The 17223-nt window shown below is 41.6% G+C and carries 8 protein-coding genes; 4 read left to right on the top strand and 4 right to left on the bottom strand.

Features of this window, described 5'->3' with window-relative positions:
* Nucleotides 1-115: 115 nt before the first annotated feature.
* The 3 genes from RBH95_RS06655 (at nt 116) to RBH95_RS06645 (ending at nt 4889) form a co-directional block, all read left to right on the top strand.
* Nucleotides 116-814, top strand: a complete 699-nt coding sequence (locus RBH95_RS06655; protein WP_307901900.1) for a response regulator transcription factor — start codon at nt 116-118, stop codon at nt 812-814.
* Nucleotides 815-818: 4 nt separating this feature from the next.
* A complete protein-coding gene (locus tag RBH95_RS06650; protein ID WP_307901899.1) occupies nt 819-2294 on the top strand; it encodes a HAMP domain-containing sensor histidine kinase in 1476 nt (491 codons plus the stop codon).
* A 162-nt stretch (nt 2295-2456) separates the two neighbouring features.
* Nucleotides 2457-4889, top strand: coding sequence for a glycoside hydrolase family 95 protein (locus tag RBH95_RS06645; RefSeq protein WP_307901898.1), 2433 nt, complete (start codon nt 2457-2459; stop codon nt 4887-4889).
* A gap of 39 nt (nt 4890-4928) precedes the next feature.
* Here the strand turns inward: RBH95_RS06645 and RBH95_RS06640 are convergent, their stop codons facing one another.
* Genes RBH95_RS06640 through RBH95_RS06625 form a run of 4 tightly spaced genes read right to left on the bottom strand, consistent with a single transcriptional unit; the run spans nt 4929 to nt 8333 of the window.
* A complete protein-coding gene (locus RBH95_RS06640) occupies nt 4929-5318 on the bottom strand; it encodes a YchJ family protein (protein ID WP_307901897.1) in 390 nt (129 codons plus the stop codon).
* A gap of 8 nt (nt 5319-5326) precedes the next feature.
* Nucleotides 5327-5728, bottom strand: coding sequence for a hypothetical protein (locus RBH95_RS06635; protein WP_374047818.1), 402 nt, complete (start codon nt 5726-5728; stop codon nt 5327-5329).
* On the bottom strand, nt 5716-5940 hold the full coding sequence (locus RBH95_RS06630) for a hypothetical protein (RefSeq protein ID WP_307901896.1): 225 nt from the start codon (nt 5938-5940) through the stop codon (nt 5716-5718). Before RBH95_RS06630 ends, RBH95_RS06635 begins: the two co-directional genes overlap by 13 nt.
* 38 nt (nt 5941-5978) lie before the next feature.
* Entirely contained in the window at nt 5979-8333 is a 2355-nt protein-coding gene (locus tag RBH95_RS06625; protein WP_307901895.1) for a patatin-like phospholipase family protein, read from the bottom strand.
* Nucleotides 8334-8759: 426 nt separating this feature from the next.
* On the opposite strand from RBH95_RS06625, the gene RBH95_RS06620 reads away from it, so the two are divergent.
* Nucleotides 8760-17222, top strand: a complete 8463-nt coding sequence (locus RBH95_RS06620; protein WP_307901894.1) for an HYR domain-containing protein — start codon at nt 8760-8762, stop codon at nt 17220-17222.
* Nucleotide 17223 lies beyond the last annotated feature (1 nt).

Genomic DNA, 17223 nt, shown 5'->3' with positions numbered 1-17223 from the left:
AAATTCACCTTTATCCACCAAGCACTTCTGGTTGTTTCACCTTTTTTAGAATGTGATACAATTGTGATACTTTTTCCAAAATTCTTCGCTAACTTGCTTGAAAAGAATCCAATTCATGACCAATATATTAGTGATCGAAGACGATAGGCACATTGCCGAATTGATAGCTATTAACCTAGAGGACGATCAAACCAAAGTACGTTGTTGTTACCATGGTAGTGAAGGTTATATTGAAGCTACGCAGACCGATTACGATTTAATTATTCTGGATTTAATGCTGCCTGGAAAAAAAGGCATGGATATTTGTAGGGATTTAAGGGCGAGTAAAATTCACACGCCTATTATGATGTTGACCAGCAAAAGTGATGAAATTGACAAAATTTTAGGTTTGGAAACTGGAGCAGACGATTACATTACCAAACCGTTTAGTGTGAGGGAAGTTCAAGCCCGCGTGAAAGCAATTTTAAGACGTTCCACTTTTGATAATTATGAAAATGAAGGGGAAAAATTGCCAGATATCAAGATTAAAAACCTAATGATTAATCAAGAACTGCGAAAAGTAGAATTCAACAACGAACGTTTGAGCCTTACCCCAAAGGAATATGAACTGCTCTCCCTTTTGGCTAATCACCCAGGTAAAACCTTTAGCCGCGCCAAACTTTTGCACCGCATTTGGGGCTATGAATTTGAAGGCTATGAGCACACCGTCAACTCACACATTAACAGATTAAGGGCAAAATTGGAAAAGGATCCCAGTCAACCAGAATTTATCCTTACCACTTGGGGCGTTGGGTACAGATTTACTGAAGATTAACATCATGAAAACAAGTAACACCTTATTTTACAAAATTGCTGCAGTTTTAACCCTCCTTTTTTTGGGCTTGGCCTTTTTGATAAGTAATTCCTCTGTAAAGCTTTCGGAAGATTATCATGATGAAATCACCCAAGGGCTCAATAAGGATGTGTCCAAATACATTGTTGAAGAAGTGCAAGGCCTCTTTGATGGCGACTCGGTAGTAGAATCAAAAATGGGCGATTTAATGCACCACGTAATGGCGACCAACCCCGCCACAGAAGTGTATCTTTTGGATCTAAAAGGCAACATCCTCAAACATGTAGCCATGAACAAAGAGGTGAAAGCAACCTCAATTGATTTAGATCCCGTAAAGGAATTTATTGCCAAAGACGGTCAAATCTACATTAAAGGCGATGACCCTAAAACCATCGGTGGCAAAAAGATATTTTCTGCTGCTCCCTATACTCACGACGGACAAACCGTTGGTTACATTTACACCATTGTTGGAGGTAACGATTATGATGCGCTCATCAAAGAACACGAAGCCAGTTACATCCGTAAACTCAGCGTACGTAATATGTTGTACGCCCTTTTAGCTGCCTTGGTCATTTCTTTATTGACCATTTATTTGCTTACACGGAATTTCAACAAGATCACCTCAACGTTTAGGGAATTCAAGGCCGGAAATCATGATGCGCGGGTTAAAGGCGTTAAACAAGGTGAAATGGGCCTTTTGGCCAATACTTTTAACGATATGGCCAATACTATCGCCTCCAATATTGAAGAACTTCAAAGCGTAGATAACCTTAGAAAAGAATTGATTGCCAATATTTCCCACGACCTTAGAACACCCATTGCGTCCATCAGAGGCTTTGTGGAAACCCTAATGATTAAAGGCGATGAACTGACTGAAGCCCAAAAAGAGCGCTATATGGAAATTGTGCTCAAAAATTCTGATAAGCTCAAAAAATTGGTCGATGATTTATTTGAACTCAGCAAACTGGAAGCAGAACAACGAACACCTGATTATGAACCTGTACAAATGGCCGAAATCATTCAGGATATTGCCGACAAATACCGCATCATTGCCCAAAAAAAAGGAGTTAGCATCAATACGGTATATTCAAAGGATTTGCCTTTAGTGTATGCCGATATCGCCTTAATTGACAGGGCGCTTCAAAATATTATTGACAATGCTATCAACCATTGCGAACAAGGCGATGTGGTGACTTTGGAATTGACTAGAAATGACGACGAACTCAAAGTAAGCATTTCCGATACCGGGAGTGGTATTTCCACTGAAGAATTGCCTCATATTTTTGAACGTTACAGAAAGGGGAAATTCCTAACTGATTCCAAAAAAGGAAGTGGGCTTGGCTTAGCCATTGTAAAGCGCATTATGGATTTACATCAAGTGTCCATACATGTTAAAAGCGTACTTAATCAAGGCACAGAGTTTTTCTTTAGCCTTCCCATAAAAAGGCTATCAACGGTGTAAATCAAATTTCAAAAGCAGCCATCCATTCCTCAGAAAAACCACATTTACTAGGTTGATAACCCTTCTGAAAATCCTATAATATCAGGGTAATTGGTTATCTTTACATTTTATTAAGGTCACTTAGACCTTAACCCTTAAAAATTTTAGAATACACCATTCCATATGACATCTAAATTATATCTAATCGCCTTTTTAGGCTTAGCCATAAGCTTCACTTCCTGTGAACAACAAACTGCAGAACCACAAACTTCCAACATGAAATTATGGTACAAGGAACCCGCCAAGGCTTCGGTAACCGACGATCCAAATGGATGGAACGACGATGCTGAATGGCTTAAAGGTCTGCCTATGGGAAATGGTGCTTTTGGAGCTGTTGTGTTTGGCGATGTGCACAAGGAACGTATTCAGTTGAATGAAGAAAGTATGTGGTCTGGAAGTGAAAACGACAATAACAATCCAGACGCTTTTCCGGCCCTTGGAAAAATCCGAGAGCTTTTATACGAAGGCAAATACAAAGAGGCCACAGAACTCACCAACGCCACCCAAATATGTAAAGGCGTGGGCTCTGGATATGGTAGCGGAGCCAATGTCCCTTTTGGCTGCTTCCAAACCTTGGGTGATTTATGGATTGATTTTGAAAACAAACAACCTTACGAAAATTACCAAAGAGAATTGGATCTTGAAGATGCGGTTTCCAGAATTCAATATTCCCAAGATGGTGTCAACTACAAACGAGAAGTTTTTGTGAGTCATCCAGACCAATTGATGGTCATCAAATTAACAGCAGACCAACCAGGAAAGCTGTCCTTCAGTACTAGTATGAGTAGACCTGAACACTCCCAAATCCACACTGAAAATGATCAATTGATTATGGAAGGTACTATGACAGACGGTAAAGAAGGTGAAGGACTGAACTATATGGTGCGCCTTTCTGCAGTCAATAAAAGTGGAGACCTTAGTTTTGCAGATAACGAACTTGTGGTTAAAAATGCTAATGAAGTTATCTTATTGCTAACCGCTTCTACAGATTATGTGTTGGACTATCCAAAATACAAAGGACGCCCTTATAAAGACCTTACCAAAACCCACCTTCAAAAAGGAAAGCAAACGTCTTACGAAGATCTTTTAAACAGACATGTAGCCGATTACCAACAATACTACAAAAGAGTCGATTTAAGTTTAACTTCCAACCTAAGGGATACCATTCCAACAGATATAAGGCTTCAAAACTTTAAAACCTCAACAACCGATTTACATTTAGTGGAATTGTTGTTTCAATATGGGCGCTACCTATTGATTTCGTCCTCTAGACCAGGAACTCTTCCGGCTAATTTACAAGGTATTTGGGCCAACAAAGTTCAAACCCCTTGGAATGGCGATTACCATACGGATGTAAATGTGCAAATGAACTATTGGCCAGCCGAAACTACCAACTTAGGTGAAATGCACTTACCGCTTTTCGACTTAACAAAAACATTGCAAACTTCGGGATCAGAAACTGCCAAAGTACATTATAATTCTGATGGTTGGGTGGTGCACCCCATCACCAATGTTTGGGGGTACACCTCTCCGGGAGAAGGTGCCAGCTGGGGTATGCATGTTACAGGCGGTGCTTGGTTGACCTCACATATCATGGAGCATTATTACTTCACCTTGGACAAGGCCTTTTTGGAAGACACCTACCCTATTTTAAAGGCTTCTACCCAATTTTATATGGATTGGTTGGTTGAAGACAAAATAACAGGCGACTTGGTATCTGGCCCATCGGTATCTCCTGAGAACACCTTTATTGCTCCAGATGGCAGCAAGTGTCAGATTTCAATGGGACCGTCTCACGACCAGCAGGTGATTTGGCAACTCTTTAAAAACTTTATAGACGCTTCCAATGCCTTGGATATAGACAATGAATTTGTACAACAGGTAACAGCCGCTCAAGAGCGTTTGGCAAAACCTAAAATTGGAACAGATGGCCGATTGATGGAATGGAATGAAGCTTTCGAGGAAGCAGAGCCAGGACACCGCCATATCTCCCACTTATTTGGTTTGCACCCAGGCTATCAAATAGATGTTGAAGAAACCCCTGAATTAGCTGCTGCAGCGAAGAAATCATTAGATTTTAGAATTGCCAATGGTGGTGGCCATACAGGTTGGAGCGCCGCTTGGCTGATTAATCAATATGCTAGATTGGGAGAAGCTGAAAATGCCCTTCACGGATTGGAAATGGTATTACAAAAAAGTACCAACCCTAACCTATTCACTTCGCACCCTCCGTTTCAAATAGATGCCAATTTTGGAACCACAGCTGGTATTGCTGAAATGTTGTTGCAAAGTCAATCTGGAAGCATTCGTTTGTTACCTGCCCTACCAAAATCTTGGGCCAATGGAAGCTACAAAGGACTTTGTGCCCGTGGTGGCTTTGTAGTAGATGTCAGTTGGAAAGAAGGTATTCCCGTTGATGTAAAAGTATTTTCCAAAGAAGGAGGTGAATGTACCTTGGAATTTAAAGGACAAAAAATCACTTTTGACACCGAAAAAGGAAAGGCATATTTCCCTCTAAAAGAACAGAACCCTTTTGGTGCTATTTCTAAGGAATAGCACCTCTACGGTTTTATTGTTTCCAAATTCTTAAAAGGTTTATTCTACAGCATCCAGATATACCCAATGCCCTTGTTCTTTACAGAATCGGGAATTTTCATGGATGACTTGTATGTTGCCATCTTCCATAAAAAAGGCTTTAAATTCTACAGTCCCTGTATCGTCTAAAGCGGTTCCTTTAGTAGTGTTCAGGACTTCCAATTTTATCCAATCTACGGACTTTGCCCATTGCTGAATTTCTTTCTTTTCCCGCTTTGAAGGCCGTTTACTGCTATGGTGGCTTTTCTGCAAATAATCGATATCAGCCAGAACAAAAGCACTGAACCTGGAACGCATTAAAGCTTCGGCAGTAGACACCGACAGAATGTTATCATGAGCCTTTTGGCAGCATTCACTATATAATTTGGAAGGATCGCACGGACATTGCATATCAATGATTAATTAACGAGTTCTTTTTTATCTTTAATTCTAAAGCAATGTTCTTCCCCCAAATACAAGGGGTTTCCATGCTTTTCAGACCAAAATCCATCCAAAACATCGGCAGAAATACAGCGATAGACAGCAACGCCTTTATAGGTATTTCCGTCTTCACCTTTGTACTTAAAGTTAAGCACCAAGATTTGATCCTTGAAAAACCCAGTACCCGTTTGCACCTGTTCGCCATTAATCAACCAATTGGCCACTATTCTATTGTTGGCATCCAATTCCAATGTCAAAACGCCTTTATAGGAATGTTCGGTATCATCCTGATTCTTTCCCAATAGGCTAAAATTGCCCACAATATCCTCAACCCTTATCAAAATGTATTCTGTTTTATGTTTAGAGACTAATCTTCCCAACCACAAAGTGTTCTTTTTAACTCCTTGGCTTCTGCCAAGGTTACCTTGTAAATATCCGTAGAGCAGTTGGACAGGCCTCTGCAAGATTTCTTGTAATAATATTTTTTACTGTAATTACCTTTGCAAATATACACATTAGTCTCTGCAATATTAAAGGAACTGAAAAGACATACCACAAGACCTAAAAGAGCCGGGTTCTTTAATAATTTCATGGTTGATTTGAGGTATAAAAAGGAAAACAGCAATTTAGTTAATCTGGGATATTTAACAAGAGCCCAGCGCCAAAAAAGAGTTGTAAGCTACTTAAATTATTCATGTAGGATACATCGAGATGAACAGGTCCTAAAAAGGACGCATACGATAAAGTGACTCCCGTTGAAAACATAATCCCTGGATCGTTTGAATTAATCCATTTATCTTGCTCCTTAAATGCCCTATCCATGTAATCCTTAAAGCCCCCAAACCCAACATAGGCCCAATTGGCGTAAGGGGTTACATAGATTTTCCTAACCGGATTCCATTGATATCCTAGATTGAATTTGGTAAATTGTGTTACCACCAATTCAGCATGATCAATACCTTGAAACCTATAAGTATCCCGTCTCGGTTTATCCAAATTTCCTCCTAAGAAAAATTTTCCCGAATGTCCATGATCTAAAAAAGAAATATCATCATCATCGGGAACGTCCAAAAACATAAATCCAGCATCGAGTCCAACAATTACGGAAGTACTAGGTCCTAAAGGAATCCGTCTTTCGTACTCAAAACTAACTTTCGTAAACCCATCGGTACTTCCATGTGCATCGTATTCAAATTGATCCACATACGACACATTTACCTCATGTACCAAAGACCTTCCAATTCTTGTAAATATTTTAGTCCCTCGTTTTGGGAAAAACACTTGATGGAAACTGTTATAGGAAAAGTGGGCACTCAACTCCAAGTTATTGAAACTGTAGCGTCTCAAGTCATAGGCATTGTTGTTAATAGAAGGATCTGTTTTAGGGGTTATTTTTGAGTATTCATAAGCAATATCTAAGCCAATATAACTCTTAAAGGGATTTAGGTTTCTATTGAATTGAGTATTTAACCTCAAATATTTATTGATCAATTCATCTCCTCGAACACCGTTACCATAATAGTGTTGGTTAATACGTTCTCCAAAAACTTCTGTACGAGACCACCAGTTTTTAAGCTTCCCGAAATTGGTTTGATACTGCACTCTAAACCGTGGCTGTTCGGCTATATCAAGCCCTATCAATACTCGTGAAGCGTTGCCCAAAATGTTACGCCCCGTATAATTGGCTATAAGGCCAACCCCATGGTTAGTATCATAGTGCAAAGCGCCACTTAGTTGGTGTCTACTTTTTTCGGATACTACCAAATTTAAAGTTGTAACTCCAAGTTTCTCTTCCAAATAGTAATTAATTTGGTAAAAAAGTTCGGTGCCCATGGCTCGATCAATAGCCAAGACAATTTCTTGGGTTGTATAACTTTTATTGGCCTCCAAGAGCGTTCTTGCCTTAACCAAATTTAAATTGGCTTCACTTATATTTTGATATACAATCCTATCTATATGAATGGTATCCGACACCTTCGGCAAATTGTGCTCACGTTGTGGATATTGTTTTAATCTTTCGGCTAAGCTGACTAAGGCAGGTACATTTAAATCTCTTGCAACTCTCCCTTCTTCATAAATATTTCCACTCCTCTCAAAATCCTGTGTAGAATATGTTAGGTTTTTGGTATGATCCAGCAAAATATCACATTGTGCTCTACTGTCTTCATTCTTCAGATTACTTGTTAACATAGAGGTCTGAAAGAGAATCGTTGCCATGTTATTAAGCTTTTCCATAGGTTGTAGACCTCCCCCAACATCGCTACCTATTACAATATCCGCTCCCATTTCCTTGGCTACATCCACAGGAAAATTGTCCACCACCCCGCCATCTACCAACAAAGTACCTTGATAAGGTACTGGAGCAAATACACTTGGAATGGACATACTTGCCCTAACAGCCACGCCCAATTGCCCATCTTTAAGAATCACCTTTTGGCCATTAACCAAATCCGTAGCAATGGCTCGAAATGGAATCGGTAAATCATCAAAATTCTCAATATTATAAACGGGGTGCATTAACAGGCTAAAAAACTCCCTCAGGTTTTGATCTCTTAGAATAGAAGGTTTAATTTGAGGCTTGCCGTCAACAATATCTAGACTCAACAAATACCGTTGAAATTCACTTTTCTCTTCAACCCCAACATCCTTTAGCGATACAGTACCGCCCAACAAATCGTTCCATTTCGCGGTTTGGGCCAATTTAGCAATACTATCGCCAGAATATCCCATGGCATAAAGGCCTCCAACCACACTACCCATGCTGGTACCAACAATTAAATCTGGTACAATTCCTAAACTATCTAAAGTTTGTATTAACGGAATATGAGCAATCCCTTTAGCCCCACCTCCACTAAGTACCAAGGCCACCTTAGGCTTTTCTTGTTGCGAAGTTTCTTCTTGAGGACTTTTGTTTTGAGCCATCAAATTTGCAGGCACAACCAACAGCATAAAAAAGAAGATTCCTAAAAGGAATTTTTTATACATTTTCACTTTTGAAAACAAGATAGTTTTTGAAAAGTTACCGGCCCTCATTTGATTGTGTGTTTTCGTACAACAAGAAACAACATTTACAGATAAATTTCAGTTAAAATAAAAGATAATTTAGATTTCATTCACCTCCAAACCAACCGCAATCAAGAAAACTATAAATCAATATATTACAGATTAAACTTACGAAACTAATATAAAATTCCTACCCTAAAAAACACATACAGTCGAAAGGTGTTGTTCATCGATTTTATTTCATAACCTACTGGTTTTAAAATACTTTTAAGTAATTCTTTTACAATTAACAATATAATTAATAGCCATTGTTTCTACAATAGCCAAAACATACTTTAAAATAGTTTTTTGGTTGTTGTGGTATTGTTTGCTCCAAGTTTTCATAACCCTCTTAACAACAATGTGACTATGAAATACCATTACCCAAGCGTTATCCAACTAGCTGTACTGTTATTGATGACCAATCTCAGCTTCCCGAAAACCAATTTATTAGATCAATACATTAGTCTTAATGATGTTTCTATAATTTTAAATACAAACCTCAACGAGGACACTTCTGAAACCTCATCTCTATTTTTGGCAGCCGATCCATCTTGCGGAGCTATTGAGGTATATTTAGACGATACTGGGAATGTATCCATTGTGCCGGAAGACTTTAATCCTTCCAACACTGGCGCCAATTTCATATTAGACATTGATAGTTTTACCTGTACGGATGCAGGCTCAACAATTCCAGTAATCATTACTGATACAAATAATTCCACAACATGTCAAGCTCAAGTGAACGTGGTTGATAATACAGCACCGTTACCAGATGTAACCTCATTGCCAGACGCAACGGGAGAATGTGACGCATCAGTCACAGCACCAACAGCAACAGACAACTGTGAGGGAACCGTAACAGCCACCACTTCAGACCCAACGACATATTCCGCACAGGGTACCTACACCATTACTTGGACCTATGACGACGGCAACGGAAACCAGTCAACACAGTCACAGACAGTCATCGTGGACGATGTTACTCCCCCAGTACCAGATCTCGCCTCGTTGCCAAACGAAACAGGGGAATGTGGTGCAACAGTCACTGCCCCCACCGCAACAGACAACTGTGAGGGGACCATAACTGCTACCACGACCGATCCCACCTCTTACTCCGAACAGGGAACCTATACCGTTACATGGACCTATGACGACGGCAACGGAAACCAGTCAACACAGTCACAGACAGTCATCGTGGACGATGTTACTCCCCCAGTACCAGATCTCGCCTCGTTGCCAAACGAAACAGGGGAATGTGGTGCAACAGTCACTGCCCCCACCGCAACAGACAGCTGTGAGGGAGCCATAACTGCTACCACGACCGATCCCACCTCTTACTCCGAACAGGGAACCTATACCGTTACATGGACCTATGACGACGGCAACGGAAACCAGTCAACACAGTCACAGACCGTCATCGTGGACGATGTTACTCCCCCAGTACCAGATCTCGCCTCGTTACCAAATGAAACAGGGCAATGTGGTGCAACCGTTACAGCACCCACAGCAACAGACAACTGTGAAGGCACCATAACTGCTACCACGACCGATCCCACCTCTTACTCCGAACAGGGAACCTATACCGTTACATGGACCTATGACGACGGCAACGGGAACCAGTCAACACAGTCACAGACAGTCATCGTGGACGATGTTACTCCCCCAGTACCAGATCTCGCCTCGTTGCCAAACGAAACAGGGCAATGTGGTGCAACAGTCACTGCCCCCACCGCAACAGACAGCTGTGAGGGGACTATTACTGCCACCACTTCAGACTCAACGACATATTCCGCACAGGGTACCTACACCATTACTTGGACCTATGACGACGGCAACGGAAACCAGTCAACACAGTCACAGACAGTCATCGTGGACGATGTTACTCCCCCAGTACCAGATCTCGCCTCGTTACCAAACGAAACAGGGGAATGTGGTGCAACAGTCACAGCCCCCACCGCAACAGACAACTGTGAGGGAACCATAACTGCTACCACGACCGATCCCACCTCTTACTCCGAACAGGGAACCTATACCGTTACATGGACCTATGACGACGGCAACGGAAACCAGTCAACACAGTCACAGACAGTCATCGTGGACGATGTTACTCCCCCAGTACCAGATCTCGCCTCGTTGCCAAACGAAACAGGGCAATGTGGTGCAACCGTTACAGCACCCACCGCAACAGACAACTGTGAAGGCACCATAACTGCTACCACGACCGATCCCACCTCTTACTCCGAACAGGGAACCTATACCGTTACATGGACCTATGACGACGGCAACGGGAACCAGTCAACACAGTCACAGACAGTCATCGTGGACGATGTTACTCCCCCAGTACCAGATCTCGCCTCGTTGCCAAACGAAACAGGGGAATGTGGTGCAACAGTCACTGCCCCCACCGCAACAGACAGCTGTGAGGGGACTATTACTGCCACCACTTCAGACTCAACGACATATTCCGCACAGGGTACCTACACCATTACTTGGACCTATGACGACGGCAACGGAAACCAGTCAACACAGTCACAGACAGTCATCGTGGACGATGTTACTCCCCCAGTACCAGATCTCGCCTCGTTACCAAACGAAACAGGGGAATGTGGTGCAACAGTCACAGCCCCCACCGCAACAGACAACTGTGAGGGAACCATAACTGCTACCACGACCGATCCCACCTCTTACTCCGAACAGGGAACCTATACCGTTACATGGACCTATGACGACGGCAACGGAAACCAGTCAACACAGTCACAGACAGTCATCGTGGACGATGTTACTCCCCCAGTACCAGATCTCGCCTCGTTACCAAACGAAACAGGGGAATGTGGTGCAACAGTCACTGCCCCCACCGCAACAGACAGCTGTGAGGGAACCATAACTGCTACCACTTCAGACCCAACGACATATTCCGCACAGGGTACCTACACCATTACTTGGACCTATGACGACGGCAACGGGAACCAGTCAACACAGTCACAGACAGTCATCGTGGACGATGTTACTCCCCCAGTACCAGATCTCGCCTCGTTACCAAACGAAATAGGGGAATGTGGTGCAACAGTCACAGCCCCCACTGCAACAGACAACTGTGAGGGGGACATAACAGCTACCACCACTGATCCCACTTCATACTCGGAACAGGGTACCTATACCATCACATGGACCTATGACGACAGCAATGGAAATACAACAACTCAGGAACAAACTGTCTTTGTAGATGATACACAGAATCCCACAATTACATGTCCAAGCAATATAACCCAAAACGTAGATACTGGAATCTGTGGAGCGACTGTAACCTATAGTGTCACTTATGACGATAACTGCACCGGAAGTAACATTTCTCAAACAGAGGGCCTAGCCTCTGGAGATACTTTCCCCTTGGGAACTACAACAAATACCTTTGTCGTGACAGATATAGCAGGTAATACGGCTACCTGCTCTTTCACGGTAACCGTAACAGACAATGAAGCTCCCTCAGCCATTTGCCAAGACATTTCCATACCATTAAATTCAGCGGGTAATGCCTTTATTACAGCCGCTGATATTGACGGAGGTTCAACGGATAATTGCGGGATTGCTTCTATATCCGCATCACAAACAGCCTTTACATGCGCTGATTTGGGAGCCAATCCCGTGACCCTTACCGTAACCGATAACTCAGGCAATGTTTCAACCTGTATGGCGACTGTAACTGTGGAAGATACTGAAGCACCTATCATTAATTGTCCTTCAAACAAAACTGTTGATTTCGACCCCACTGTTTGCGATTTTGTGTTACCTGACTACATCGCAGATGAAGCAGCATTCATCACTACTTCAGATAATTGTAATGGAACAGTAACTATTGCCCAAAGTCCAGCCCCAGGAACCCCTATAAATGGTTTCACCACAATTACCTTAACAGCAACTGATGCCGCTGGTAATATAGGGACGTGTTCTTTTAGCGTTACACCTGTTGACAACGAACCTCCTCAAGCCATTTGCCAAAATATAACGGTTTCTTTAAGTGCCACTCAAAACAATGGAGTTGTTAATATTTTGGCTTCAGATCTTGACAATGGATCGACAGACAACTGTTCCAATTCAAACCTTTCATTTTCAGTTTCCCAAAGTTCCTTTAATTGTTCTGATGTAGGCGGTAATGATGTCACATTAACCGTAACCGATCAAGCAGGAAATAGCAGTTCTTGTACAGCAACCGTAACCATTGAGGACAACACTCCTCCTACTGTTTTTTGCCAAAGCGCTGTTGTAGTAATGGATCCTATTTATTGGGAAGCTAGCATTGATGCTTCCGATATTGATAATGGCTCTTATGACAATTGCGACATAGCTTCCATAACGGTATCCCCAAATACATTTGGAGACACCAATGCAGGACAACAATATGACCAACCTGTCACTTTAACAGTAACCGATGTAAATGGTTTAACCTCCACTTGTACAACAACCGTGACCGTTGAACCTCCAAAAAACACATCCACTTATATGACTGGAATCATTACCAATCCTACTCCAGACTTTCCCCAACCACCTGGCCCCTTAGTAGAAGTGACCGCTTGTCCAGGAGAATTATTAGACGGGGTCACAGTGAGCTTTAATTTACAGGGCTTATCTCCGTTTAACTTGGTAGCCACCGATATTGATTATTGGCAAGTGTCTTATGATTACGGTGAAAATTGGACAGTACTTACCACACCTCCTTCTAATAACACATTGAACTATACAATTTCCGGAATAACCAACGACACCTTTGTTAGAGCCAAAATCAAAGTTGACAGTAGTGACCCAGATCTTAATGGCCAATATACTGCCGAGGTTTATGTACGTTTTTTGCCCCCTGACGAGCCTCCAATCATCACCGAAATCAATCCAGATCCACCTGCCATATGTCTAAACGAGTCCGTCATAGTAACCGCTGAAAGTTTCTTTGATCAGCCTAATGGTCAATTTGGAGAAGGCGGTGAATTCAACCATGCCCAACCTGAAGGTTGGCGCGTAGATTATATGGATGGTTTTTTTCCTGCTAGTGGAGATAATGGCTCTGAAGAAACCTGGAAGGAGACCAACTCCAACAACAATGCCTTGTTTAGCGGGATAAATTATGACACCTATGATAATACCAAATTTGCCATAGCTCACGGTGTGGGTAATGAAACAACCTTGGAAACCCCTGTATTTAGTACCATAGGTATGACTTCCAGCGAAGCCATAATGACTTTTGATACTAGTTTTTATTTCTGTAATGGCGGCTATGGAACCATTGAATTGTCATTTAATGCTGGGGAAGATTATCCAATAACATTAAATACGGTAGAAGGATATAATTTCACCTCTGGTAATACAACTGGAGTAGAAGTGGTAAAATCTGGAGGAAACTGCAACAATGGACAAAGACCAACAACCATCCCAAGACTTGTATCAGCTTCAATAGATTTAGGCGCTTATACTGGGTTATCAGGGTTGAGAGTGAAATTTACCTTTTATGGAAGCACCGGTACTTGTGAAGATGTCAGTTTTCCTATTGCCGATGGCAACAATTGTGGTGGCAACCCTACCTATGATGTGGCAAGTGGTTGGACGATTGACAATGTTGGTTTTGCCTTTGCTTATGTAGATGAAGAAATAGAATGGACAGATGAGGATGACAATGTAGTTTCCACCTCTACGGAAGCCACCATCACTCCAGTAACACCAGGAATTAGAACCTACGGGGTAACTTCTTTGGTAAATGGATGCAGGTCCGAAAATGATGACGGAACTGCATTTGTCGATTTTTATACCAGTTTGGCCTACGCTGGTAAAGATTACACACCATTAAACAGCGAATGCGGAGAGAATGCGCTTCAGTTAAATGCCTATGACAACACAAAAACAGCTGTAGAAAACTTTAATAAAGGGGCTTGGGAAACCAACTTATATGTCGTACCCGACATTGCTGCTGGTGATACCGATTACCTTGGAACAGCTATGGGTGGAACATGGTCCATTGAAAGCGCTACTTACCAATCATGCGGAAGTTCTGCTGTCTTTTCCAGCGAGTTTGATCCTGATGCCATCTTTTCGGCGGACCCAGGAATTTTTACTCTTAGATGGACTTTGGACAATGGCTGTTTCGATGAGATAACCGTTGAAGTCAAAGACTGTCCTGCCATAGACTTTGATGGAATCAATGACCACGTAACCTTTAGAAATAATTACCAATTAAATTCGGATTTCAGTATTGAAGTTTGGGTAAAACCCAATTCAACCAATGGAATAAATACCGTCTTCTCAAGGAAAGAAGCGGGAAGCACTACAAGTGGATATGACCTAAGTATTGTTGATGGAGAAGTCATATTTAGCTATGCCAATGCTGGAGGAACTGGACAAGTAACCTCTGCTGGCCTTACCGTAGGATCTGATAGATGGTACCATTTGGCAACCACCTTTAATGGCACCCTTTACACCCTTTTTGTTGATGGAATTCCTTTAGAAACTACCGGCGGCTCTGCTCCGGATAATACCGCAGGAAGCATTGAAGCTCTTATTGGGGCTATGGATCAATCACCTCCCAATGTTCCTACAAATTATTACCATGGTTGGATTGATGAATTACGCATCTGGAACAAAGCTCTGTCCCCAGAGCACATCAGACAAATGATGAATCAGGAGATCCAAGCCTCCGGAATCGATGTGGAAGGAGCCATTTTAGGTACAAAAATCGATGGCCCAGATGTCGATCAAGATGGTGTGGACGACAATCCATTATTATGGTCAAATCTTGTAGGTTATTACCGTATGGGCTTATCCTGTGGTAGCTTATCTTCCAGCTTTGGTGTTGGTCCTAGTGGTCGATTACGAAATATAACAACCAGCCAACAAGAAACAGCACCTCTCCCCTATAGAACGGCAAAGAATGGTAATTGGAATGAGGATACAACCACGGCCTCCCCATGGTTACATTATCAAGTTTGGGACCACCCTAATAGCGATGGGATCAATGGAGTTCCTATTAATTGGAATATCGTTAGAACCACGCACAATGTAACCAGTGATGTTCAAGACGTTACCCTTTTAGGCTTATTGGTAGATTCCAATGAGTTGACCATTAAAGGTACTGGAGCTGACGACGAAACCAACGATGGCCATGGGCTTTGGGTAACCCATTATCTGAAATTAAATGGTCAAATTGATTTAATCGGGGAATCCCAATTGGTTCAAAAGAGATACAACGAAGACCAATTAAATGACAGCGAATTGGAACCCACAAGCGGCGGTTTTATTGAAAGAGACCAGCAAGGAACATACAATAAGTATAACTACAATTATTGGAGCTCACCTGTAAGCCCTATAAATTCAGGAATCAATTCCGATTATTCTTTGGAGTCCATACTTATGGATGGTACAGACTCTTCAAACCCATTGAATATCACATGGGTTTCGGGCTATGACGATGCAGCACCAACATCTCCTATTACTATGAGTAGCTATTGGATATATAAATTTAATGGAACAGCAAATACCTATTCCGTTTGGTCCCAGGTAGGCAGTACCGGCAACATAGAATCCGGTATTGGATACACCATGAAAGGCAGCGGAACCAATGAAGCTTACCAAAATTATGTCTTTAAGGGAATCCCCCATAACGGTTTGATCGAAAACTCTATAGCTATTGGTGATGAGTTGTTTTTAGGTAACCCTTATCCTTCTTCCATTGACGCCTTGGAATTTATTAAAGATAACATCCCTGGTCCGAATGCTAACCTAGGTAGTTCCAACGCCATAGACGGTACTATACAATTCTGGATACATTATAATTCAAATGCCTCTCATAACCTAAATGAATACGAGGGTGGGTTTGCAATGTATAATTTATTAAATGAGGGCATACCTCCCGTTTCATCCCAATTGCTAACCACAGACGGATTCTGGATCAGTGGATTGGGAAGCTCAGACCTAAAGCCCGGACAGTTCATTCCTGTTGGACAAGGATTTACAACTTTTGCTATTGAGGAGGGTACTGGAGGGAATGTTAAATTTGAAAATGACCAAAGGTTTTTTATGAGAGAGTCCAACCCTGACCAAACTATTTTCTTGAGACAGGAAAATAATCAGGGAGAACAAAGTGAAAATGTATCTTCACAGATAAAAAAAATATTCCTTAGTGCAAAAACTCCAGAAAGTACTTTTAGAACATTATTGCTAGGGTTTGTCTCTGATGCCACTGTTACCGATAGTTTTGATTTTGGGTATGATGCCAGAAACCTTGACTCCTACCCTTCAGACATCTCTTGGTCAATTGAGAACCAGCGTTTTATTATACAAGGTGTTGGGTCCTTTGACCCAATAAAACAGTACCCCTTAATCGTTGATGTTGGTACAACGGGAACTATCGAGATATCTTTATTGGAATTGAAAAATTTTGAAGAGAATATAGATGTGTACGTATATGACTCATTATTGAATACTTACACACAAATTAATAATCTTAGTTACCAAATCGTATTGGAACCTGGAAATTACCCCAACAGATTTTACATTACTTTCCAAGACAATAATGCCTTGTCTCTAGAAGAAGTCAATAAAGAAATTATAACTATCAATTATTTAAATAGCTCTCAGAACATTTATATAAAGACACCACAACACATTAATGTCAAACAAGTCTACCTCACCAATATCATTGGACAGACTATTAAATCTTGGAATGCGACCAACACTACCATTTCAAGTGAATTTAAAATCCCTGTCAAAAAGATTGCAGATGGCAACTATATCATAAAAGTAGTCACCAACCAAGGTACGTACAATAAAAAGGTAGTCATTACATTAGATTAGA

It is taken from the genome of Mangrovimonas sp. YM274, from assembly GCF_030908385.1.
In the GTDB taxonomy this organism is placed as follows: domain Bacteria; phylum Bacteroidota; class Bacteroidia; order Flavobacteriales; family Flavobacteriaceae; genus Mangrovimonas_A.
Note: the sequence above shows the minus strand (reverse complement) of the source record. Positions and strands in the feature narration are given on the sequence as shown.

Bases quoted from the DNA above. Each gene is read 5' to 3' on its own strand.
- RBH95_RS06655 (WP_307901900.1), top strand. From the start codon at position 116: ATGACCAATATATTAGTGATCGAAGACGATAGGCACATTGCCGAATTG.
- RBH95_RS06650 (WP_307901899.1), top strand. From the start codon at position 819: ATGAAAACAAGTAACACCTTATTTTACAAAATTGCTGCAGTTTTAACC.
- RBH95_RS06645 (WP_307901898.1), top strand. From the start codon at position 2,457: ATGACATCTAAATTATATCTAATCGCCTTTTTAGGCTTAGCCATAAGC.
- RBH95_RS06640 (WP_307901897.1), bottom strand. From the start codon at position 5,318: ATGCAATGTCCGTGCGATCCTTCCAAATTATATAGTGAATGCTGCCAA.
- RBH95_RS06630 (WP_307901896.1), bottom strand. From the start codon at position 5,940: ATGAAATTATTAAAGAACCCGGCTCTTTTAGGTCTTGTGGTATGTCTT.
- RBH95_RS06625 (WP_307901895.1), bottom strand. From the start codon at position 8,333: ATGTATAAAAAATTCCTTTTAGGAATCTTCTTTTTTATGCTGTTGGTT.
- RBH95_RS06620 (WP_307901894.1), top strand. From the start codon at position 8,760: ATGAAATACCATTACCCAAGCGTTATCCAACTAGCTGTACTGTTATTG.